11 protein-coding genes, 9 tRNA genes and 6 rRNA genes are annotated in these 23996 nt (G+C 44.1%); all 26 read right to left on the bottom strand.

Going from position 1 to position 23996, the window contains the following annotated elements; genetic code table 11:
- Positions 1 to 11: 11 nt before the first annotated feature.
- Entirely contained in the window at positions 12 to 479 is a 468-nt protein-coding gene (locus tag JNUCC74_RS00655; protein ID WP_077318952.1) for a CtsR family transcriptional regulator, read from the bottom strand.
- Positions 480 to 988: 509 nt separating this feature from the next.
- A complete protein-coding gene (locus tag JNUCC74_RS00650; protein WP_454067801.1) occupies positions 989 to 1678 on the bottom strand; it encodes an MgtC/SapB family protein in 690 nt (229 codons plus the stop codon).
- Positions 1679 to 1964: 286 nt separating this feature from the next.
- A 5S ribosomal RNA gene (gene rrf, locus JNUCC74_RS00645) occupies positions 1965 to 2080 on the bottom strand.
- 146 nt (positions 2081 to 2226) lie between these two features.
- A 23S ribosomal RNA gene (locus JNUCC74_RS00640) occupies positions 2227 to 5146 on the bottom strand.
- Positions 5147 to 5505: 359 nt separating this feature from the next.
- Positions 5506 to 7070 (bottom strand): 16S ribosomal RNA (locus tag JNUCC74_RS00635).
- Between the two features lie 136 nt (positions 7071 to 7206).
- Positions 7207 to 7282 (bottom strand) — tRNA-Ala (locus JNUCC74_RS00630).
- A 13-nt stretch (positions 7283 to 7295) separates the two neighbouring features.
- Positions 7296 to 7372 (bottom strand) — tRNA-Pro (locus tag JNUCC74_RS00625).
- 5 nt (positions 7373 to 7377) lie between these two features.
- Positions 7378 to 7454 (bottom strand) — tRNA-Arg (locus JNUCC74_RS00620).
- Positions 7455 to 7460: 6 nt separating this feature from the next.
- Positions 7461 to 7546 (bottom strand) — tRNA-Leu (locus JNUCC74_RS00615).
- Positions 7547 to 7552: 6 nt separating this feature from the next.
- Positions 7553 to 7627 (bottom strand) — tRNA-Gly (locus JNUCC74_RS00610).
- A gap of 27 nt (positions 7628 to 7654) precedes the next feature.
- Positions 7655 to 7739 (bottom strand) — tRNA-Leu (locus tag JNUCC74_RS00605).
- A 16-nt stretch (positions 7740 to 7755) separates the two neighbouring features.
- Positions 7756 to 7831: transfer RNA gene (locus JNUCC74_RS00600), tRNA-Lys, on the bottom strand.
- A 51-nt stretch (positions 7832 to 7882) separates the two neighbouring features.
- Positions 7883 to 7958: transfer RNA gene (locus JNUCC74_RS00595), tRNA-Thr, on the bottom strand.
- 3 nt (positions 7959 to 7961) lie between these two features.
- Positions 7962 to 8037: transfer RNA gene (locus JNUCC74_RS00590), tRNA-Val, on the bottom strand.
- Between the two features lie 38 nt (positions 8038 to 8075).
- A 5S ribosomal RNA gene (gene rrf / locus JNUCC74_RS00585) occupies positions 8076 to 8191 on the bottom strand.
- A gap of 146 nt (positions 8192 to 8337) precedes the next feature.
- Positions 8338 to 11257, bottom strand: a 23S ribosomal RNA gene (locus JNUCC74_RS00580).
- 359 nt (positions 11258 to 11616) lie between these two features.
- Positions 11617 to 13181: ribosomal RNA gene (locus JNUCC74_RS00575) — 16S ribosomal RNA — on the bottom strand.
- Together the 16S, 23S and 5S rRNA genes with 9 tRNA genes alongside form the textbook arrangement of a ribosomal RNA operon.
- A 1527-nt stretch (positions 13182 to 14708) precedes the next feature.
- Positions 14709 to 16193, bottom strand: coding sequence for a lysine--tRNA ligase (gene lysS, locus JNUCC74_RS00570; protein WP_454066540.1), 1485 nt, complete (start codon positions 16191 to 16193; stop codon positions 14709 to 14711).
- Positions 16194 to 16517: 324 nt separating this feature from the next.
- Positions 16518 to 17507 (bottom strand): tRNA dihydrouridine synthase DusB, encoded by a 990-nt coding sequence (gene dusB, locus JNUCC74_RS00565; RefSeq protein ID WP_454066539.1) that lies wholly within the window; start codon positions 17505 to 17507, stop codon positions 16518 to 16520.
- A 19-nt stretch (positions 17508 to 17526) separates the two neighbouring features.
- On the bottom strand, positions 17527 to 17754 hold the full coding sequence (locus tag JNUCC74_RS00560; protein WP_077317474.1) for a helix-turn-helix domain-containing protein: 228 nt from the start codon (positions 17752 to 17754) through the stop codon (positions 17527 to 17529).
- Positions 17724 to 18242: a 2-amino-4-hydroxy-6-hydroxymethyldihydropteridine diphosphokinase gene (folK, locus tag JNUCC74_RS00555; protein ID WP_454066538.1), complete on the bottom strand. Its 519-nt coding sequence runs from the start codon at positions 18240 to 18242 to the stop codon at positions 17724 to 17726. The genes JNUCC74_RS00560 and folK overlap by 31 nt, the downstream gene beginning before the upstream one ends.
- Positions 18239 to 18604 (bottom strand): dihydroneopterin aldolase, encoded by a 366-nt coding sequence (gene folB, locus JNUCC74_RS00550; RefSeq protein WP_454066537.1) that lies wholly within the window; start codon positions 18602 to 18604, stop codon positions 18239 to 18241. Before folB ends, folK begins: the two co-directional genes overlap by 4 nt.
- Before the next feature lie 4 nt (positions 18605 to 18608).
- A complete protein-coding gene (gene folP / locus JNUCC74_RS00545) occupies positions 18609 to 19430 on the bottom strand; it encodes a dihydropteroate synthase (RefSeq protein ID WP_454066536.1) in 822 nt (273 codons plus the stop codon).
- Positions 19431 to 20274: 844 nt separating this feature from the next.
- Entirely contained in the window at positions 20275 to 21204 is a 930-nt protein-coding gene (gene cysK, locus JNUCC74_RS00540; protein WP_077317477.1) for a cysteine synthase A, read from the bottom strand.
- A 78-nt stretch (positions 21205 to 21282) separates the two neighbouring features.
- Positions 21283 to 22194: a foldase protein PrsA gene (locus JNUCC74_RS00535; RefSeq protein ID WP_454066535.1), complete on the bottom strand. Its 912-nt coding sequence runs from the start codon at positions 22192 to 22194 to the stop codon at positions 21283 to 21285.
- A gap of 903 nt (positions 22195 to 23097) precedes the next feature.
- Positions 23098 to 23976 carry an Hsp33 family molecular chaperone HslO gene (gene hslO, locus JNUCC74_RS00530; RefSeq protein WP_454066534.1) on the bottom strand — a complete coding sequence of 293 codons (879 nt, stop codon included), beginning with the start codon at positions 23974 to 23976 and terminating at the stop codon, positions 23098 to 23100.
- Positions 23977 to 23996: the final 20 nt, after the last annotated feature.

Raw genomic sequence — 23996 nt, 5'->3', positions numbered from 1 at the left:
TATACCCCCCCTTACTTATTTAGGTACTTGAGTGTCGTTAACATTGATGTTAGTACACGAGCACGTACTTCATCTCTTAATGGTAACTTAAACGCCAACGTACTTCGCTTAATTGCACTTAACATAATTTTAGCTTCTCGTTCTGTGATCAGTTCTTCTTCTAATAATCGTTCTAATACACCTAAGGCTTTTTGTTGTGAAACAGAAGGGTTAATCATTTCAATGATTTCATCAATTAGCTTTGACTCATCTTGATGAGTCACTCGGATAATTCGAATATAACCGCCACCGCCTCGCTTACTTTCTACTATATACCCTTTTTCCACTGTAAAACGAGTATTAATCACATAGTTAATTTGTGAGGGGACACATTTAAATTGGTCAGCAATTTCGCTTCGTTTTATTTCAATTACATTTTTCCCTTTTTGTTGAAGGATTTCTTTTAAATATCGCTCAATGATATCTGATATATTACTCATATGCCCACCCCCTTTTACTTCAGCCTCATCCTTTTGACTTTGACTATCTTTGACTATACTCTTATTATACGGGAATTTAATGAAGATGCAAATACATTGTATATGTTTATTTTAGACAAAAATCACGAATACGAAACCAAATATCAACAGACGAATATTTAAATACTATTTTTGCTTACAACAAAAGATGGGATTTTGCTCACTAATACAGGTTAGATTAAAAAAGATGCCGATCAATCCTATGGAACCGAAGATTGTCTTGCTACGCCTATCTGCAAAAACGAAACTTTATATCTATAGTTTTATACCTTTTGAAAATCCTAAAAAAAAGATGCATAAAGTGAAACTTCTATCAGTAGGACTTTTCCTTCATCCCCTACTGATAAGAATTAACAAAGGCTAAACCCGGGCATATCACTCTTGAAATGCGCACCTTAAATGTGAAATAAATTTTTATTTACTTGAAAAAACCTACCAGTATACACGCTACTAGCAGGATAATTATGCGATTATGTTAGCTCTGTTACACTTTTTACATAATCGACATGAGCTATTTCGTCAAATAAAGAAATCCGATCCAATTCCGGATTAGTTTCCATAACGATAAAGATATTTCGCAAATTATTTTCTATTTTTGATACCTCAACTTTTTTTATAGCTATATTGAACTTATCAAATACTTTAACTACCTCATTTATCCGAACATCCGGTAGAGTAATAATTTGAATGACATTGGGAGCTTTTCCACGTCGAAATAAACGTTCAAAATTATTGAGAAATATAAGACTAAGTAAAATAATTACTGTTGTCAATACTGCAGCTGCGTACATCCCCGCACCAACAACTAATCCTAAACCTGCAACTGTCCATATGGAAGCGGCAGTAGTTAATCCTCTTATCGTTCCTCCATAAACAATAATTGTCCCAGCACCAAGAAAGCCGATTCCACTAATTACATAAGAAGGAATTCTAGCAGGGTCAAAACGAATATTATCATATTCCTCTAGAAACATTTCAAAACCAAATAATGATAACAGCATCATTAAACAAGAACCCACACCCACTAAAATATGTGTTCGAAAACCTGCAGAGTGATTTTTCAACTCCCGTTCGAATCCAATTACTCCTGCTAGAACTAATGCTATCAGGAGACGTGTCAAAATGATATAAAAGTTATCACCCAATAATTCGTGCACCATCTCTTTCAATGATCATCCCTCCTTACATTCCTACATTGCTTTAGTTAATAAGTTAAATTCATTCTACCTTAAAAATAAATACTTATATAGTATGAAAATTTCGTCTACACAAGTGTTTATTCCAAAAGGAGAAAATTGACCTAACTGTGGCCGATTAAGGTCACAAGATCCTGATTTATTTCACTACTTACCTAGAGTGCTCCTATCATATAAAAATAGCTCATTATTTCCTTTTCACAACAACAAAAAACTGACCATTTTAAAAAAGGTCAGTTTTTCTTAGTATGCCTGGCGGCGTCCTACTCTTGCAGGGGCAAAGCCCCAACTACCATCGGCGCTGGAGAGCTTAACTTCTGTGTTCGGTATGGAAACAGGTGTGACCTCTCCGCTATTGCTACCAGACATGATGTTTATATTGTTCTAAAAAATAGGCACAAGCCTTATTATAATTGTTTTCGTAAAAAAAGCAAGTACTTTTTATCAAAAAATATGGATCATACCTTAAAAACTAAATAAGAGATCATTCAACGACTATCTTTCCATTAGATTTAGTTAAGTCCTCGATCGATTAGTATTCGTCAGCTTCACGTGTCACCACGCTTCTACCTCGAACCTATCTACCTCATCATCTTTGAGGGATCTTACTCACTTGACGTGATGGGAGGTCTCATCTTGAGGGGGGCTTCATGCTTAGATGCTTTCAGCACTTATCCCTGCCACACGTAGCTACCCAGCTGTGCTCCTGGCGGAACAACTGGTACACCAGCGGTGTGTCCATCCCGGTCCTCTCGTACTAAGGACAGCTCCTCTCAAACCTCCAACGCCCACGACGGATAGGGACCGAACTGTCTCACGACGTTCTGAACCCAGCTCGCGTACCGCTTTAATGGGCGAACAGCCCAACCCTTGGGACCGACTACAGCCCCAGGATGCGATGAGCCGACATCGAGGTGCCAAACCTCCCCGTCGATGTGAACTCTTGGGGGAGATAAGCCTGTTATCCCCGGGGTAGCTTTTATCCGTTGAGCGATGGCCCTTCCATGCGGAACCACCGGATCACTAAGCCCGACTTTCGTCCCTGCTCGACTTGTAGGTCTCGCAGTCAAGCTCCCTTCTGCCTTTACACTCTACGAATGATTTCCAACCATTCTGAGGGAACCTTTGGGCGCCTCCGTTACCTTTTGGGAGGCGACCGCCCCAGTCAAACTGCCCGCCTGACACTGTCTCCGGACCGGATCACGGCCCTGGGTTAGAAGGTTCATACAGCCAGGGTGGTATCCCACGGGTGCCTCCACGTAAGCTGGCGCTCACGCTTCGATGGCTCCCACCTATCCTGTACAAGCTGTACAAACATTCAATATCAGGCTACAGTAAAGCTCCACGGGGTCTTTCCGTCCTGTCGCGGGTAATGCGCATCTTCACGCATCGTATAATTTCACCGGGTCTCTCGTTGAGACAGTGCCCAAGTCGTTGCACCTTTCGTGCGGGTCGGAACTTACCCGACAAGGAATTTCGCTACCTTAGGACCGTTATAGTTACGGCCGCCGTTCACTGGGGCTTCAGTTCTACGCTTCGTACCGAAGTACTAACGCTTCCCCTTTACCTTCCAGCACCGGGCAGGTGTCAGCCCCTATACTTCGCCTTTCGGCTTCGCAGAGACCTGTGTTTTTGCTAAACAGTCGCTTGGGCCTATTCACTGCGGCTCCTCCTACAAGGAGCACCCCTTCTCCCGAAGTTACGGGGTCATTTTGCCGAGTTCCTTAACGAGAGTTCTCCCGCTCACCTTAGGATTCTCTCCTCGCCTACCTGTGTCGGTTTGCGGTACGGGCACCTATGAGCTCACTAGAGGCTTTTCTTGGCAGTGTGAAATCCGGAACTTCGGTACTCATTTTCCCTCCCCGTCACAGCTTAGAATGATCGGACGGATTTTCCTATCCGACTCCCTTGCTGCTTGGGCGCACGCTTCCATCCGTGCGCTTTCCTTATCCTACTGCGTCCCCCCATCGCTCAAACACTCATGAGGTGGTACAGGAATATCTACCTGTTGTCCATCGCCTACGCCTTTCGGCCTCGGCTTAGGTCCCGACTAACCCTGAGAGGACGAGCCTTCCTCAGGAAACCTTAGGCTTTCGGTGAAAGAGATTCTCACTCTTTTTTCGCTACTCATACCGGCATTCTCACTTCAAAGCGCTCCACCAGTCCTCACGGTCTGACTTCACTGCACATTGAACGCTCTCCTACCATTGTTCCGAAGAACAATCCGCAGCTTCGGTGATACGTTTAGCCCCGGTACATTTTCGGCGCAGAGTCACTCGACCAGTGAGCTATTACGCACTCTTTAAATGGTGGCTGCTTCTAAGCCAACATCCTGGTTGTCTATGCAACTCCACATCCTTTTCCACTTAACGTATACTTTGGGACCTTAGCTGGCGGTCTGGGCTGTTTCCCTTTCGACTATGAACCTTATCACCCATAGTCTGACTCCCAAGGATAAGTAGTTGGCATTCGGAGTTTGACTGAATTCGGTAACCCGATGAGGGCCCCTAGTTCAATCAGTGCTCTACCTCCAGTACTCTTTCCTTGAGGCTAGCCCTAAAGCTATTTCGGAGAGAACCAGCTATCTCCGTGTTCGATTGGCATTTCACCCCTACCCACACCTCATCCCCGCATTTTTCAACATACGTGGGTTCGGGCCTCCAGTCAGTGTTACCTGACCTTCACCCTGGACATGGGTAGATCACACGGTTTCGGGTCTACGACCGCATACTCTGTTCGCCCTATTCAGACTCGCTTTCGCTGCGGCTCCGTGTCTTCCACTTAACCTTGCATACGATCGTAACTCGCCGGTCCATTCTACAAAAGGTACGCCGTCACCCATTAACGGGCTTCGACTACTTGTAGGCACACGGTTTCAGGTTCTCTTTCACTCCCCTCCCGGGGTGCTTTTCACCTTTCCCTCACGGTACTGGTTCACTATCGGTCACTAGGGAGTATTTAGCCTTGGGAGATGGTCCTCCCGGATTCCGACGGAATTTCTCGTGTTCCGCCGTACTCAGGATCCACTCCGGAGGAAGTTCCTTTTTGATTACAGGGCTGTTACCTCCTTTGGCGGATCTTTCCAGATCGCTTCATCTAAAGAACTTCTTGGTAACTCCTATGGAGTGTCCTACAACCCCAGAAGGCAAGCCTTCTGGTTTGGGCTCGTTCCGTTTCGCTCGCCGCTACTTGGGAAATCGCATTTGCTTTCCTTTCCTCCGGGTACTGAGATGTTTCAGTTCCCCGGGTCTGCCTCCTCTACCCTATGTATTCAGATAGAGGTACTGTTCCATTACGAACAGTGGGTTCCCCCATTCGGAAATTCCCGGATCAACGTCTACTTACGACTCCCCGAGACATATCGGTGTTAGTCCCGTCCTTCTTCGGCTCCTAGTGCCAAGGCATCCACCGTGCGCCCTTATTCACTTAACTAACTCGCTTTATGTGAAATAAGCTAGACGCTTTTTCGCCTTTATTGCTTTTGGTTTGATGTCGTTGTTACTCTTATTTAGTTTTCAAGGTACCATCTTTAAAGAGAGAATATTTACTCTCTCAAAACTGAACCAAACAACCTAGTATGTCTTCCGTATAGTCAGCTCAAACGTCTATCGTCGTTTTCGCTTTTTATTATTCCAGCTCCAGCGTTCAGCGACTAGTGAAACTTCCTTCCCCTCCGTACGATAAGTCAACATCGATTCGCCTCTCGGCTCTTCGTGTTTCCTTTATCTCCTTCGGTTCCGTCCAGTTCATACGTCGCTAAACGAACGCTTACGCTTTATCTTATTCCTTAGAAAGGAGGTGATCCAGCCGCACCTTCCGATACGGCTACCTTGTTACGACTTCACCCCAATCATTGGTCCCACCTTCGGCGGCTGGCTCCTTACGGTTACCTCACCGACTTCGGGTGTTACCAACTCTCGTGGTGTGACGGGCGGTGTGTACAAGACCCGGGAACGTATTCACCGCGGCATGCTGATCCGCGATTACTAGCGATTCCGGCTTCATGCAGGCGAGTTGCAGCCTGCAATCCGAACTGAGAATGGTTTTGTGGGATTTGCTTGGCCTCACGGCTTCGCTGCCCTTTGTTCCATCCATTGTAGCACGTGTGTAGCCCAGGTCATAAGGGGCATGATGATTTGACGTCATCCCCACCTTCCTCCGGTTTGTCACCGGCAGTCACCTTAGAGTGCCCAACTGAATGCTGGCAACTAAGATCAAGGGTTGCGCTCGTTGCGGGACTTAACCCAACATCTCACGACACGAGCTGACGACAACCATGCACCACCTGTCACTCTGTCCCCGAAGGGAACTCCCTATCTCTAGGGCCGTCAGAGGATGTCAAGACCTGGTAAGGTTCTTCGCGTTGCTTCGAATTAAACCACATGCTCCACCGCTTGTGCGGGTCCCCGTCAATTCTTTTGAGTTTCAGCCTTGCGGCCGTACTCCCCAGGCGGAGTGCTTAATGCGTTAACTGCAGCACTAAGGGGCGGAAACCCCCTAACACCTAGCACTCATCGTTTACGGCGTGGACTACCAGGGTATCTAATCCTGTTCGCTACCCACGCTTTCGCACCTCAGCGTCAGTTACAGACCAGAGAGTCGCCTTCGCCACTGGTGTTCCTCCACATCTCTACGCATTTCACCGCTACACGTGGAATTCCACTCTCCTCTTCTGTACTCAAGTCCTCCAGTTTCCAATGGCCCTCCACGGTTAAGCCGTGGGCTTTCACATCAGACTTAAAAGACCGCCTGCGCGCGCTTTACGCCCAATAATTCCGGACAACGCTTGCCCCCTACGTATTACCGCGGCTGCTGGCACGTAGTTAGCCGGGGCTTTCTGGTTAGGTACCGTCAAGGTGCCGCCCTATTTGAACGGCACTTGTTCTTCCCTAACAACAGAGTTTTACGATCCGAAAACCTTCTTCACTCACGCGGCGTTGCTCCGTCAGACTTTCGTCCATTGCGGAAGATTCCCTACTGCTGCCTCCCGTAGGAGTCTGGGCCGTGTCTCAGTCCCAGTGTGGCCGATCACCCTCTCAGGTCGGCTACGCATCGTCGCCTTGGTAGGCTTTTACCCCACCAACTAGCTAATGCGCCGCGGGCCCATCTGTAAGTGACAGCTTGCGCCGCCTTTTAACGTCTCCTTATGCAAGAAAACGTATTATCCGGTATTAGCCCCGGTTTCCCGGAGTTATCCCAGTCTTACAGGCAGGTTGCCCACGTGTTACTCACCCGTCCGCCGCTCGTTCCACATGCGTCACCCCCGAAGGGGTTCTGCTTGCTTCCCGCGCTCGACTTGCATGTATTAGGCACGCCGCCAGCGTTCGTCCTGAGCCAAGATCAAACTCTCCAAAAAAGTTTGTAATGAAAAACACCGTTCTTCATTACTTCTTAGCTTCTCTCAAGATCTCTCTTGAGTTATTTCTTAGAAAAACAGAGACTGCTTTTCTTGACATACTGGTTGTTTTGTTCAGTTTTCAAAGAGCAAATGTTGGTGGAGCCTAGCGGGATCGAACCGCTGACCTCCTGCGTGCAAGGCAGGCGCTCTCCCAGCTGAGCTAAGGCCCCTTATTAAAAACACTGGTCGGGAAGACAGGATTCGAACCTGCGACCCCATGGTCCCAAACCATGTGCTCTACCAAGCTGAGCTACTTCCCGAATCATGGCGCGCCCGAGAGGAGTCGAACCCCTAACCTTTTGATCCGTAGTCAAACGCTCTATCCAATTGAGCTACGGGCGCATATAGTGCCGAGGGCCGGACTCGAACCGGCACGGTAGTAACCTACCGCAGGATTTTAAGTCCTGTGCGTCTGCCAATTCCGCCACCCCGGCTTGGCTTGGAGCGGAAGACGGGATTCGAACCCGCGACCCCCACCTTGGCAAGGTGGTGTTCTACCACTGAACTACTTCCGCAATTAAACCATTAAATAATCAAGGTATTGGTGCGGGTGGAGGGAGTTGAACCCCCACGTCCGAAGACACTAGATCCTAAGTCTAGCGCGTCTGCCAATTCCGCCACACCCGCAAATCTTTAATTGTAATGGTGAGCCATGGAGGATTCGAACCTCCGACCCTCTGATTAAAAGTCAGATGCTCTACCGACTGAGCTAATGGCTCATATGGATAATGCTGTTAATATCCTGTTAAACCCTTATACTATAATAAAGCTGGTGCCGGCCAGAGGACTTGAACCCCCAACCTACTGATTACAAGTCAGTTGCTCTACCAATTGAGCTAGGCCGGCGAATGGTGGAGGATGCAGGGCTCGAACCTGCGACCCCTTGCTTGTAAGGCAAGTGCTCTCCCAGCTGAGCTAATCCTCCACTATGTATATAACTTAAAGTCTAAGTAATCTTAGTATGCCTGGCGGCGTCCTACTCTTGCAGGGGCAAAGCCCCAACTACCATCGGCGCTGGAGAGCTTAACTTCTGTGTTCGGTATGGAAACAGGTGTGACCTCTCCGCTATTGCTACCAGACATGATGTTTATATTGTTCTAAAAAATAGGCACAAGCCTTATTATAATTGTTTTCGTAAAAAAAGCAAGTACTTTTTATCAAAAAATATGGATCATACCTTAAAAACTAAATAAGAGATCATTCAACGACTATCTTTCCATTAGATTTAGTTAAGTCCTCGATCGATTAGTATTCGTCAGCTTCACGTGTCACCACGCTTCTACCTCGAACCTATCTACCTCATCATCTTTGAGGGATCTTACTCACTTGACGTGATGGGAGGTCTCATCTTGAGGGGGGCTTCATGCTTAGATGCTTTCAGCACTTATCCCTGCCACACGTAGCTACCCAGCTGTGCTCCTGGCGGAACAACTGGTACACCAGCGGTGTGTCCATCCCGGTCCTCTCGTACTAAGGACAGCTCCTCTCAAACCTCCAACGCCCACGACGGATAGGGACCGAACTGTCTCACGACGTTCTGAACCCAGCTCGCGTACCGCTTTAATGGGCGAACAGCCCAACCCTTGGGACCGACTACAGCCCCAGGATGCGATGAGCCGACATCGAGGTGCCAAACCTCCCCGTCGATGTGAACTCTTGGGGGAGATAAGCCTGTTATCCCCGGGGTAGCTTTTATCCGTTGAGCGATGGCCCTTCCATGCGGAACCACCGGATCACTAAGCCCGACTTTCGTCCCTGCTCGACTTGTAGGTCTCGCAGTCAAGCTCCCTTCTGCCTTTACACTCTGCGAATGATTTCCAACCATTCTGAGGGAACCTTTGGGCGCCTCCGTTACCTTTTGGGAGGCGACCGCCCCAGTCAAACTGCCCGCCTGACACTGTCTCCGGACCGGATCACGGCCCTGGGTTAGAAGGTTCATACAGCCAGGGTGGTATCCCACGGGTGCCTCCACGTAAGCTGGCGCTCACGCTTCGATGGCTCCCACCTATCCTGTACAAGCTGTACAAACATTCAATATCAGGCTACAGTAAAGCTCCACGGGGTCTTTCCGTCCTGTCGCGGGTAATGCGCATCTTCACGCATCGTATAATTTCACCGGGTCTCTCGTTGAGACAGTGCCCAAGTCGTTGCACCTTTCGTGCGGGTCGGAACTTACCCGACAAGGAATTTCGCTACCTTAGGACCGTTATAGTTACGGCCGCCGTTCACTGGGGCTTCAGTTCTACGCTTCGTACCGAAGTACTAACGCTTCCCCTTTACCTTCCAGCACCGGGCAGGTGTCAGCCCCTATACTTCGCCTTTCGGCTTCGCAGAGACCTGTGTTTTTGCTAAACAGTCGCTTGGGCCTATTCACTGCGGCTCCTCCTACAAGGAGCACCCCTTCTCCCGAAGTTACGGGGTCATTTTGCCGAGTTCCTTAACGAGAGTTCTCCCGCTCACCTTAGGATTCTCTCCTCGCCTACCTGTGTCGGTTTGCGGTACGGGCACCTATGAGCTCACTAGAGGCTTTTCTTGGCAGTGTGAAATCCGGAACTTCGGTACTCATTTTCCCTCCCCGTCACAGCTTAGAATGATCGGACGGATTTTCCTATCCGACTCCCTTGCTGCTTGGGCGCACGCTTCCATCCGTGCGCTTTCCTTATCCTACTGCGTCCCCCCATCGCTCAAACACTCATGAGGTGGTACAGGAATATCTACCTGTTGTCCATCGCCTACGCCTTTCGGCCTCGGCTTAGGTCCCGACTAACCCTGAGAGGACGAGCCTTCCTCAGGAAACCTTAGGCTTTCGGTGAAAGAGATTCTCACTCTTTTTTCGCTACTCATACCGGCATTCTCACTTCAAAGCGCTCCACCAGTCCTCACGGTCTGACTTCACTGCACATTGAACGCTCTCCTACCATTGTTCCGAAGAACAATCCGCAGCTTCGGTGATACGTTTAGCCCCGGTACATTTTCGGCGCAGAGTCACTCGACCAGTGAGCTATTACGCACTCTTTAAATGGTGGCTGCTTCTAAGCCAACATCCTGGTTGTCTATGCAACTCCACATCCTTTTCCACTTAACGTATACTTTGGGACCTTAGCTGGCGGTCTGGGCTGTTTCCCTTTCGACTATGAACCTTATCACCCATAGTCTGACTCCCAAGGATAAGTAGTTGGCATTCGGAGTTTGACTGAATTCGGTAACCCGATGAGGGCCCCTAGTTCAATCAGTGCTCTACCTCCAGTACTCTTTCCTTGAGGCTAGCCCTAAAGCTATTTCGGAGAGAACCAGCTATCTCCGTGTTCGATTGGCATTTCACCCCTACCCACACCTCATCCCCGCATTTTTCAACATACGTGGGTTCGGGCCTCCAGTCAGTGTTACCTGACCTTCACCCTGGACATGGGTAGATCACACGGTTTCGGGTCTACGACCGCATACTCTGTTCGCCCTATTCAGACTCGCTTTCGCTGCGGCTCCGTGTCTTCCACTTAACCTTGCATACGATCGTAACTCGCCGGTCCATTCTACAAAAGGTACGCCGTCACCCATTAACGGGCTTCGACTACTTGTAGGCACACGGTTTCAGGTTCTCTTTCACTCCCCTCCCGGGGTGCTTTTCACCTTTCCCTCACGGTACTGGTTCACTATCGGTCACTAGGGAGTATTTAGCCTTGGGAGATGGTCCTCCCGGATTCCGACGGAATTTCTCGTGTTCCGCCGTACTCAGGATCCACTCCGGAGGAAGTTCCTTTTTGATTACAGGGCTGTTACCTCCTTTGGCGGATCTTTCCAGATCGCTTCATCTAAAGAACTTCTTGGTAACTCCTATGGAGTGTCCTACAACCCCAGAAGGCAAGCCTTCTGGTTTGGGCTCGTTCCGTTTCGCTCGCCGCTACTTGGGAAATCGCATTTGCTTTCCTTTCCTCCGGGTACTGAGATGTTTCAGTTCCCCGGGTCTGCCTCCTCTACCCTATGTATTCAGATAGAGGTACTGTTCCATTACGAACAGTGGGTTCCCCCATTCGGAAATTCCCGGATCAACGTCTACTTACGACTCCCCGAGACATATCGGTGTTAGTCCCGTCCTTCTTCGGCTCCTAGTGCCAAGGCATCCACCGTGCGCCCTTATTCACTTAACTAACTCGCTTTATGTGAAATAAGCTAGACGCTTTTTCGCCTTTATTGCTTTTGGTTTGATGTCGTTGTTACTCTTATTTAGTTTTCAAGGTACCATCTTTAAAGAGAGAATATTTACTCTCTCAAAACTGAACCAAACAACCTAGTATGTCTTCCGTATAGTCAGCTCAAACGTCTATCGTCGTTTTCGCTTTTTATTATTCCAGCTCCAGCGTTCAGCGACTAGTGAAACTTCCTTCCCCTCCGTACGATAAGTCAACATCGATTCGCCTCTCGGCTCTTCGTGTTTCCTTTATCTCCTTCGGTTCCGTCCAGTTCATACGTCGCTAAACGAACGCTTACGCTTTATCTTATTCCTTAGAAAGGAGGTGATCCAGCCGCACCTTCCGATACGGCTACCTTGTTACGACTTCACCCCAATCATTGGTCCCACCTTCGGCGGCTGGCTCCTTACGGTTACCTCACCGACTTCGGGTGTTACCAACTCTCGTGGTGTGACGGGCGGTGTGTACAAGACCCGGGAACGTATTCACCGCGGCATGCTGATCCGCGATTACTAGCGATTCCGGCTTCATGCAGGCGAGTTGCAGCCTGCAATCCGAACTGAGAATGGTTTTGTGGGATTTGCTTGGCCTCACGGCTTCGCTGCCCTTTGTTCCATCCATTGTAGCACGTGTGTAGCCCAGGTCATAAGGGGCATGATGATTTGACGTCATCCCCACCTTCCTCCGGTTTGTCACCGGCAGTCACCTTAGAGTGCCCAACTGAATGCTGGCAACTAAGATCAAGGGTTGCGCTCGTTGCGGGACTTAACCCAACATCTCACGACACGAGCTGACGACAACCATGCACCACCTGTCACTCTGTCCCCGAAGGGAACTCCCTATCTCTAGGGCCGTCAGAGGATGTCAAGACCTGGTAAGGTTCTTCGCGTTGCTTCGAATTAAACCACATGCTCCACCGCTTGTGCGGGTCCCCGTCAATTCTTTTGAGTTTCAGCCTTGCGGCCGTACTCCCCAGGCGGAGTGCTTAATGCGTTAACTGCAGCACTAAGGGGCGGAAACCCCCTAACACCTAGCACTCATCGTTTACGGCGTGGACTACCAGGGTATCTAATCCTGTTCGCTACCCACGCTTTCGCACCTCAGCGTCAGTTACAGACCAGAGAGTCGCCTTCGCCACTGGTGTTCCTCCACATCTCTACGCATTTCACCGCTACACGTGGAATTCCACTCTCCTCTTCTGTACTCAAGTCCTCCAGTTTCCAATGGCCCTCCACGGTTAAGCCGTGGGCTTTCACATCAGACTTAAAAGACCGCCTGCGCGCGCTTTACGCCCAATAATTCCGGACAACGCTTGCCCCCTACGTATTACCGCGGCTGCTGGCACGTAGTTAGCCGGGGCTTTCTGGTTAGGTACCGTCAAGGTGCCGCCCTATTTGAACGGCACTTGTTCTTCCCTAACAACAGAGTTTTACGATCCGAAAACCTTCTTCACTCACGCGGCGTTGCTCCGTCAGACTTTCGTCCATTGCGGAAGATTCCCTACTGCTGCCTCCCGTAGGAGTCTGGGCCGTGTCTCAGTCCCAGTGTGGCCGATCACCCTCTCAGGTCGGCTACGCATCGTCGCCTTGGTAGGCTTTTACCCCACCAACTAGCTAATGCGCCGCGGGCCCATCTGTAAGTGACAGCTTGCGCCGCCTTTTAACGTCTCCTTATGCAAGAAAACGTATTATCCGGTATTAGCCCCGGTTTCCCGGAGTTATCCCAGTCTTACAGGCAGGTTGCCCACGTGTTACTCACCCGTCCGCCGCTCGTTCCACATGCGTCACCCCCGAAGGGGTTCTGCTTGCTTCCCGCGCTCGACTTGCATGTATTAGGCACGCCGCCAGCGTTCGTCCTGAGCCAAGATCAAACTCTCCAAAAAAGTTTGTAATGAAAAACACCGTTCTTCATTACTTCTTAGCTTCTCTCAAGATCTCTCTTGAGTTATTTCTTAGAAAAACAGAGACTGCTTTTCTTGACATACTGGTTGTTTTGTTCAGTTTTCAAAGAGCAAATGTTGTTAACTGCCTTTTGCGACAGCAACTTTTTTATTATACCATTTTGAAAAACGCTTGTCAAACATTTTTTTATTTGACAATTTGTTAATCAAATTGGCGACTCTATTAATATACCATGCTGATCGATAGAAGTCAATACTTTTTAATGATTTTTTAATCGATCATTTTTATTTAAGTTATTGCTTACTCAAGCAACGATAATTAATTTACCATGTTTACACCTTGAAATCAAGACTTTTTTTATTGAAAGTTAATTTTTAGTGTTTATATAATTCAATATTTTATTCAAACTAGTGCTAAAATCTTTGAAATCTACATATAGACAGTAAGAATTGATTCATTAAGTGAATCTTTAATCAGCGGGGTTTCTTTTATCCTCAACTGATTGTTAGTACCGCAAGGGTATGGCCTAAAGTCGTCTGAACAGAATCGACATTTGACTTGCAGTTGGCTCCTCCACCTATTCTCTTGAGTTTACCTCATAGCATACAATAACAGGTCTTACTGTCAGTTACATGTGGGATCAAAAAGCATACCACTTAAAAAGAACTCCTATTTTAACTGGAAACTGCTTCGTCATAAGGGAGTTGTTCGAAAAATGAATTCATCGTACATAAGAATAAATAATACGAAGTTAAACCAATGTAGTAAATAATTTTAATGTCTAATTCTACGCCAAAATTGGGGATCTAGCTACATATACTCTAAACAACGCTGCGTCAAACTTTTGATGCATGGACTAGCACTACCCTTGAAACAGGATAAACACCCATAGCAATACATCACACGAAGAAAAGCACTTTTTCTATGTGCGGTATATTGCGTACTGTAGCTTTCCTTGGTCTTGAAAAAGAAGAACACTTTTTCTGCATGAGCTGTCGTAGCCTTCCATGTCCTGTCACCCCAAACGAATCAAGTGTTTAGGAGCCTTTTCTCTTATAAAATTCGCAAAATAATATGTAGATAATGAGAGAAATACGGCTCCTTCCATTCGAACAAAGAAAACAGGCCTCTAAAACAGGAGGTTGCCGGCGCCTGAGCGGCCTTCCTTTAGATTCCAGCCAATGTTGACTTATCGTAGAAAAATAATCAATGTTTGCTGCAGATAAGAGCTTAAGGTAGACGACGAAACTACTTTAAAAAAAGATAACCGCCAAGTAAAAACGGATATAAATTCTAAACAAGAACAAAAACGAGAAACGCCTTGGTCTGCCCCGACAAGCACTGGAGCTCCGACAAGGAGGGTTCCCACGCCCGCAGGAGGAGTGAAGCAACCCCGAAGATCTAGGTGCTAGAGCTAGTTGTGGATGAACAAATTTTACAGTTTCCTAAACAATTTTAAAAACAAAGGGACATTTAGAGTCTCCTTTGTCTTTAAAATGGTGTACCGTTTATTTATTTTTCATTTGCGGGAACAACAACACATCACGAATGGAAGCAGAATTCGTTAGGAGCATAACAAGCCGGTCGACTCCTATGCCTAACCCACCAGTTGGTGGCATACCATATTCCAATGCCTCTATGAAATCCGTATCCATATAATGTGCTTCATCGTTTCCAGCTGCTCGTTCTTTAACCTGAGCTTCAAATCGTTCTTTTTGATCGATTGGGTCATTTAATTCACTAAACGCATTTGCATGTTCCCTTCCAACAATAAACAATTCAAAACGATCGGTAAAGCGCTCATCATCTTTGTTTTTCTTTGCAAGCGGAGAAATTTCTACTGGATGCCCATAAATAAATGTTGGTTGAATAAGTTCTTCTTCCACCAATTGCTCAAAAAATTCATTTACAATATGGCCATATGTCATCGTTTCTTTAATTTCCACATCATGCTCTTTAGCAAGCGCTCGTGCTTCTTCATCCGTCATCTGCTGCCAAAAATCTACTCCGGTTTTTTCTTTTACCGCATCAACCATATGCTTCCTCGTCCATTTTGGAGCTAGATCTATTTCGTAATCTCCATACGTTATCATAGTAGTACCTAACACTTCTTTAGCAATATGAGATATTAACTTTTCGGTTAATATCATAATGTCTTGATAATCTGCATATGCCTCATACAACTCGATCATCGTGAATTCTGGGTTATGTCTTGTAGATACACCTTCATTACGAAACACTCTCCCAATTTCATACACCTTTTCTATGCCGCCAACAACTAACCGTTTCAAATGCAGCTCAATAGCTATTCGCATATATAATGGAATATCTAAAGCGTTATGATGCGTTATAAATGGCCTTGCAGTAGCACCTCCAGGTATTCCGTGCAGCATCGGAGTTTCTACTTCTAAGAAACCTTGTCCATCTAAATAACGACGCATTGCTTGAATAATTTTACTCCTTAAAACAAAGGTTTCCTTACTTTCCATATTCATAATTAAATCTAAATAGCGTTGACGATAGCGCTGTTCGATGTCTTTTAAACCATGATATTTCTCAGGTAATGGGCGCAATGCCTTGGTCAACAGCCGAAAATCATTAACTTTAACAGATAATTCGCCTACCTTTGTTTTAAACATGGTCCCTTTGACACCAACGATATCTCCCAAATCAATTGTTTTGAAAATCTCATATGCTGCCTCTCCTACCGTATCTTTACGCACATACAATTGAATTTGACCGCTAACATCTTGAATATGGGCAAAACCAGCTTTCCCTTTTCCACGCTTTGTCATGATTCGCCCTGCAATAGTCACTTCTTCTTCCTTACCCTCTAATTCCTCTTTCGTGTAGCGATCGTATAAATCTTTTAACTCACTTGCAACATGCGTCCGTGCAAACTTTCCACCAAACGGATCTATTCCTTGCGATTGTAATTGTTCCAATTTTTCTCTACGAACCTGCATATGTTCATTTAATTCCTCTGACACCATGATCACTCCAGTTCTTTTCTAATTAGGTAGTATAGCTGATTTACCCTCATCTTTCATGTATTAACTGTATAGAAAACAAATAAAAGAGCTGGCACCAATAAAATAATACATACTAACTCGGCAATCCTGGGAAAACCACCACATAGATTGCTTTCACTTTACTTGTAATGTGCAGCAAAGCTCCATCATTATTTCCATTTAAAAGCTCTGACATTGGTAAAAATCTGCCAGCAGAACTAACAGATTTAAACCTTTCACTCCCTTAAAGAGTATAAAATATTTTTAATAGAAACTTCATGTTCACAACAGATGAAGCAACTTCGATTAAGAAGCTTTTGGATCTTGCTCTAATTCATGAGCATACGTATATAAAATATTGAGTAATCCATCTCGAGTATCTACATCATTTATTTTTCGCCTTACTCTGCCATTACCACGTAACCCTTTCAAATACCAAGCTGCATGTTTGCGCATTTCCATAATTGCTATTTTTTCACCCTTCATATGAATTAGTCGATCCATATGAAGCGCACAAACATCTATTTTTTCCTTTGGAGTAGGATCACTAATTAAATCGCCCGTCTCTAAATACTTCACTGTTTGATAAATGATCCATGGATTTCCTAGAGCGGCTCGACCAATCATGATTGCATCGACACCAGTCTCATCTAAGCGTTGCTTTGCAATTTGCGGACTATCAACATCGCCATTCCCAATAACCGGAATCGAGACTGCTTCCTTAACTTGTTTTATAATATTCCAATCAGCTACTCCCTCGTACAGCTGTTTCCTTGTTCTACCATGAATAGCTATTGCCTTTGCTCCCGCTTCTTGAATAGCTTTTGCATTATTCACCGCATATATATGATTCTCATCCCAACCACTACGCATTTTTACTGTCACTGGCTTTTCTACTTCACGGACAACAGCAGATACCATTTCATAAATCTTATCTGGATCAAGCAGCCAACGAGCACCCGCATCACATTTGGTGATTTTTGGAACAGGGCAGCCCATATTGATATCAATAATAGAAGCATTTGTATGTTGATCAACAAAAGAAGCAGCTTTAACTAACGTATCTTTTTCCCCGCCAAAAATTTGTAAGCTCATCGGCATTTCTTCTTCATCAATATAGAGCATATTCATGGTTTTATCGTTTTTATTAACAATCCCCTTATCGCTTACCATCTCTGCAGTAACAAGGCCTGCGCCAAATTCCTTTACCGTTAAACGGAAGGCATAATTACTTACACCAGCCATAGGTGCCAGCACAACTCGGTTTGGAACCGTAATATCGCCGATTTGAAACATGATGATACCCCTCCTTTTCTTAATAGCTTTCGCCGTCATTTTTGTCGCATAAAATAAGCTCTTCCTTCGATATGTCAAGTGTAGCTATTATCTTGTCTAAAAGATCCTCGGAAACGGACTTAGAACCTCTTTCCATTCTCCCTAAAACAGATAATGGTATTTCCAATTCTTTGGCAAATTCAACTTGTGTATATCCCTTTAATTTACGAAATGCTTTTATTCTTCGACCGATTCTTTTTTGGTCCATATTTCTACATCCTTTAAGTCATTTCCTGATAGTTCTTTTATTGCATCAACAACACGTTTATTTTCCATAGTTAAAGGCAACACCGTATTCGGTGCAATCTCATTTAATGGAACGAGCACAAATGCACGCTCATGCATTCGTGGATGTGGAATTGTTAAACGTTCCATCTTTATATTTTCTTGATTATACAATAAAATGTCAAGGTCTATCGTACGTGGACCAAATCGGATAGTTCGCTTTCTGCCTAATTCCTTTTCTATTTGTTGACAGTAGTCTAATAACTCTATAGGCGTACAATCTGTTTCTGCCTGAATAACCATATTTAAGAAGTCAGCTTGATTTGTATATCCTACCGGAGCTGTTTCATAAATAGATGATTGCTTGAGGATAGATATTTTCTTATGCTCCTGAAGGCGTCGTAATGCTTCTTGCAAATGGTTAAATCGTGGCTCAATATTCGTTCCTAAAGCGATATATACTTTATTCATTTTGATTTCTCCCTATATATTTCTACTGCCACGGATTGATAATGACCTGGAATCGGCGGATCTGGTTTAATAAGCTTAATTTTACAAGCTTGTAATAAGCTAAAGGTAGATAAGAGCTTATCGGCTATATTTTCGGCAACTGCTTCTAATAAATTCTTTGCTTCCCCTTCTACTACTTCTTTAATACATTCATAGGCGTATCCATAATGAATGGAATGATTCATATCATCACTTTTGCCAGCCTTAGCTAGATCCAGATATAGAACCGCATCAACTTGAAAACGTTGCCCTAGCTTGTTCTCTTCAGGAAGTAGCCCATGAAACCCATAAAATTGCAATTGTTGCAAATAAATTTTATCCACTAAATTACCTTCTTTCCACATGCAACATAGCATCCATCATTTTAGCTAGCTGAACATTTGTCTTTACATCATGAACCCGAACAATTTGTGCACCTTTCATAATTCCCATGCAAGTCGTAGCTCCTGTTCCTATATCTCTCTGTTCAGCCGGTACATCTAAAATATGTCCAATGAACCGTTTTCTTGACGTACCTAAAAGTAATGGGTATCCTAGCTGCTGAAATTCTTCTAACCGATTCATCACAACTAAATTATCCTCCATCGCTTTGGCAAAGCCAATACCGGGATCAATGAGGATGTTTTCATATGAAACACCTGCGCTCAATGCAATCTCAATACTTGCTTTTAAATCGGACAGCATATCGGCTATTAAATTTTTATAATTCCTATCTCTCCGGTTATGCATTAAAATAATTGGTGCTTGATAATCCCTTGCAACCTCTACTATTTCCGGCTCACGCTTTGCTCCCCATACATCGTTAATAATGTCTGCTCCTGCCTCCAAAGCAGCTTGAGCTGTTTTAGCTTTATACGTATCGATCGATATTGGAATCGTAACTTTATCCTTAATAGCTTCAATCACGGGAATCACTCTCGCTAGTTCCTCTTCCTGAGAAACAGGCTGATGATTTGGTCGGGTCGATTCACCACCAATATCAATAATGTCTGCTCCATCTTTCTCTAATTTCATGGCCTGTTCTACCGCTTTTTCAATTGTATTATAGTGGCCACCATCAGAAAAAGAGTCAGGAGTTACATTTAGAATTCCCATAATATGTGTGCGATCGGTTAAATCATAGGTTTTCTTTTTAGTTGTTAACCGCATCTTCCACCAGTCCTTCTTTCATCTTTATTCTTTCTTATGGTAACATAGAAATTTTTTGTAAGCGACCTTTACTTTATTTACACAAAGCAGCATAACAGATTATCTTTCAGCCCTAACATATCTTTAGAAATGATTATAAATGAACAAACGCTTAAGATAGGTTAGCGATGTACAAACTGGAGAACTGCTGACGAAACAAAGTGAATATTCTATCACCCCCAACTGATTGTTAGACCACCGAAACGGATATTTGACTTGCAGTTAGATCCTCCACTTATCCTCCTAAGTTTCACCTCGTAGCATGAAAGGGGAGGTCTACCGCTAGTTACATGCAGGGTAAAGTGAAACTTCATTCAAGGAGCGCTTTTCTCCTTGAAAAACCACGATGTGTCGCTGTCGTAGCCTTCCATTTCCTTAAAAAGAAGAACGCATTTTCTGCGTGCAATGCTTATTCAAGAAGCTTTCCTTGTCTGTCGATCCGAGCGATTCGGGAATTTAGGAGCCGTTATCTCATAAAGATCGGAAAAGGTAAGCGGATTTTTTCAAATGAGAAAGATACGGCTCCTTACATTCGAGATAAAGGAAACATCCCCCTGTAACAGGGGGATGCCGACATTGGGCGACAAGTCCGCTTTTAGTCGGCCTTCCTTTAGATTCGAGCCGATGTTAACTTTATCATAGAAGAAGAGCGAAGAGTTGCTTGAGCTCCATTATTTGAGCTAGACAAAGCTACTTTTCAAACCAATTATCTACCTCCACCATATAGAAACGGATATAAATTCCTAGACTAGCATAAAAACCAGTACCGTTGTTCCGATACTGGTTACGCATAAAAGCCTATAACTTATTCGTTTTCCCCAAAATGATAAAGTGGAGTAGATAAATAACGTTCCCCATTATCTGGGAATATAGCTAATACTTTCTTGCCTTTACCTAGTTCTTTAGCAATTTTTTTCGCAGCGGCTACAGCTGCACCTGCAGAAATACCGCCTAATATTCCATTGGTCGTAGCAATTTCTCTGGCCGTTTCAAAAGCCTCTTCGTTTTCAATTTGTAATACTTTATCGTATATATGTGTATCCAATATTTTCGGTACAAAACCTGCACCTATCCCCTGAATTTTGTGTGGACCTGGTTTTTCTCCAGAGAGTACAGCAGATGTTGCTGGTTCGACAGCATATATTTTAATATCTTTAAAATGCTCTTTTAGCACTCTACCCGCTCCTGTAATCGTACCTCCTGTACCGATACCAGCAATAAAGGCATCTAATCCTTCAGACATTTGGGAAATGATTTCTTTTCCTGTCGTTTTTTCATGAACTTCGGGATTTGCCTCATTATTAAATTGCTGCGGCATAAAATATCCATGTTCTTTTTGTAGCTCTTCTGCTTTATTTATTGCCCCCTTCATTCCTTCAGCACCAGGCGTTAATACTAACTTAGCACCATAAGCACGTAATAGATTACGGCGTTCCTGACTCATCGTATCCGGCATCACTAAGATTGCTTTATATCCTTTGGCAGCAGCTACCATCGCTAAGCCTATTCCAGTATTCCCACTTGTTGGTTCAATAATGGTATCTCCTTCATTAAGTAAGCCTTCCTTCTCAGCAGCTTCTACCATTGCTAAAGCAATTCGATCTTTTACTGAACTTCCCGGATTCATAAATTCTAATTTCACATAAATATCAGCACTATTTTCATCAACTATATTATTTAACCTGACAATTGGCGTTTCTCCAATAAGCTCGGCTATCGAATTTGCAACTTTCATCTCAAGGCCTCCCAATTCCTACTTTTTTTATCTGATTTATTATAAATTTACGAGTTTATTTTGATCTTGTCAACTATCCTATTCAGATTTTTCGTAAATCCACTCAATATCTTGCTTTTCCCAAAGTGAATCAGCATCTAATGACTGATTTTTTTCATTTAGTGCTAATTCGCTTTTGATATACGGTTTTATTTCCTCATAGGTAAACGTAATCGAAGGAAGCTTACGATGTAAATATAAAATAGCTATCCCATTATCTGCTTCAAATGGTTTACTATAAGAATGTTCATTCATCTCAGCAGCAATTTCCTCATAGCCTTTAGGAAAAAATTGGCTTTCTGTTGAAATAAACCCTAAATATCCACCTTCCGATTTCGTTTCTTCATCCAGTGAATATTCTTGTGCTAATAAGCTATACGACGCCCCTGACTCTAACTCCTCATAAATTTTCTCCGCTGTTTTCTTATCCTTTACTACAATATGTGAAAGCTGCATGGAAGATGTGAAGTTGTAGTGTTTCCCATATCTTGCATAATACTCTTTGATTTTAGCTTCGGAAACAGGTATATCTTCCGTTAGTAACATTTGCAGTTGATAGCGATAACGTATATCATTTTCCCAATCCGCTTCTAATTCTTTATATTCAGACCTTGATAACACCCCTTGCATTGCAAGCAGGAGTGAAATTTCTCGTTCTATCACCTTATCACTAATCTTGATCCTTTTCTTTTCTGCTAACTGCTGAACAAGAATGCGATCAATCATTGCCTTCAGCTTTTCTTCTCCATACGTATTCTTTAAAGCTTCGTGCCATTTTTGAAAGATGATGTCTTCTCCATTTACAGTTGCCACCACTTCCTTATTGCTAAATTTCCGTTTTACTCCATCATTTTTTACATCTACTTGCCCGTTACTACTCCAAACTAATATCATACCAATATTCGTAATTAAAAGAATAATAATGATTCCAAGTAATAGTTTTTTTGACATTTCCTGATCCTCCTGTACTTAGGTACAATTAGCCTTAAGAAGCTATACAAGCACAGCAACTAAGCTAATCCTAGGCTTACATAATAATGTGAGACTTCAAGCCTATTTATCCTCTTTTTGAACGTTCACTTATACGCATGTACATTCAAAGGTTTTAGAAAAACCTGGCTTGTCGCCAAGTCTTTAGCGAAAGCTGTAGTTTTTCTTATACGATAAAGTGAAACTTCATTCCGTGGAATGCTTTTTACACGGAATGTTAGTTGAACGAATCGGGCATTTAGGTGCCGTTTTCTTCCACTTTGACCCTTTTGTACTAACTCAGGATCTTATAGTGGAAGTCCTACGGCACCTTACATGCGGGATAAACCCTAAAATTTTATACTTTCCTATAGTATAAGAAAGAGTTATAACATCTTTCTTTAGCAGTATGTCCAAACTTTACACGCCATTTACATGAAACTTATATAAGCTAAATTTAACATAATATTCCTTTCTGCCTAATGCAACACAAAAATGAGGGTTTCTGTTCACTTGAATGTTTGTTTACATCAAAAGTAAGATTGGCATATTAAAGTGATACTTCGTTCCGTAGAGGTTTTCTTTCATCCCTATTGATAGGAGTAGAACAAAAGTGCAAGCGAAGGTGGTGACGTACAAACTGGAGAACTTCTGACGATATGTAAAACTTCATTCAAGGTACTTTCCCCTTGAATAATAGGGATTTAGTTCCCGTTATCTTTCATAGGCTTCTTCTTTTCTATCGCTCTTGAAGGGGGGATCTTCTGCAGGGATAACTTGCGCCTGGCTTCTACTTACATTTAAATTTTTTACTTGTTTACATTTTAGTTGTTAGAAAAGCTAAAAATCGCAGTAACGTCTGCGATTTTTTCCAATTTTTAATGATTATTTTGCTTGTTCTTTTAAATTAATTAACTCTTCTTCTGTAAAATGGTAAGTCTGGTTACAAAAATGACAGCTAGCCTCTGCTCCGTGATCTTCATCGATCATATTTTGAATTTCAGCTTCTCCTAATCCAATAATAGCTCGCTCTACCCGTTCTTTTGAGCATCGACAACGGAATTCCAACGGGATAGACTCAAGTAGCTTCATCTCCTGGTCACCAAATAGGCGCTGTAATATTTGCTCAGGTGTATTTCCTTCACGAATTAATGCGGAAATGGCTGGGAAAGCTTGTATTTGTTCTTCTAACTGTTCGACTACCTCTTCACTTGCGCCTGGCATCAGTTGGACAATAAACCCTCCAGCGGCTAAAATGCTATGATCAGGGTTTACTAATACGCCTGCGCCAACAGCTGAAGGGATTTGTTCAGAATTCGAAAAATAATAAGTAAAGTCTTCGCTAATTTCCCCGGAAATAATCGGAACTTCCCCAGTAAAGAAGTCTCTTAATCCTAAATCCTTAATGACACTAATATTCCCTTCCGTACCGACAGCCCTAGCCACATCCAACTTCCCTTGAGAATTTAGTTCAAAATCAACATGAGGATTCGTTACATAACCGCGAACTTGCCCGTTTGCATTCGCATCTGCAATAATTGCTCCAATTGGACCATTCCCGATTACTTTCGTTGTAATTGTGTCTTCCCCTTTTAGCATTGCTCCCATCATCGCTGTAATCGTAAGTGTTCTGCCTAGCGCAGCTGAAGCCGTTGCCCATGTGTCATGTCGCCTTCTCGCCTCTTCCACAGTATGGGTGGAGAGCGCAGCATACGCACGTACCTTGTCATCATAAGCAGTTGCTTTTATTATAAAATCTTTCATGACTTGTTCTCCCTTCTGCC

Source organism: Cerasibacillus sp. JNUCC 74 (assembly GCF_053667775.1).
The sequence above is the reverse complement of the archived record's forward strand: the minus strand, read 5'-3'. Positions and strand labels throughout refer to the sequence as shown.

Coding starts and splice junctions, on each gene's coding strand:
- lysS (WP_454066540.1), bottom strand. CDS start 16,193: ATGGTGTCAGAGGAATTAAATGAACATATGCAGGTTCGTAGAGAAAAA.
- dusB (WP_454066539.1), bottom strand. CDS start 17,507: ATGTTTCAAATCGGCGATATTACGGTTCCAAACCGAGTTGTGCTGGCA.
- hslO (WP_454066534.1), bottom strand. CDS start 23,976: ATGAAAGATTTTATAATAAAAGCAACTGCTTATGATGACAAGGTACGT.
- folP (WP_454066536.1), bottom strand. CDS start 19,430: ATGCGGTTAACAACTAAAAAGAAAACCTATGATTTAACCGATCGCACA.
- JNUCC74_RS00655 (WP_077318952.1), bottom strand. CDS start 479: ATGAGTAATATATCAGATATCATTGAGCGATATTTAAAAGAAATCCTT.
- JNUCC74_RS00650 (WP_454067801.1), bottom strand. CDS start 1,678: ATGGTGCACGAATTATTGGGTGATAACTTTTATATCATTTTGACACGT.
- JNUCC74_RS00560 (WP_077317474.1), bottom strand. CDS start 17,754: ATGGACCAAAAAAGAATCGGTCGAAGAATAAAAGCATTTCGTAAATTA.
- JNUCC74_RS00535 (WP_454066535.1), bottom strand. CDS start 22,194: ATGTCAAAAAAACTATTACTTGGAATCATTATTATTCTTTTAATTACG.
- cysK (WP_077317477.1), bottom strand. CDS start 21,204: ATGAAAGTTGCAAATTCGATAGCCGAGCTTATTGGAGAAACGCCAATT.
- folK (WP_454066538.1), bottom strand. CDS start 18,242: ATGAATAAAGTATATATCGCTTTAGGAACGAATATTGAGCCACGATTT.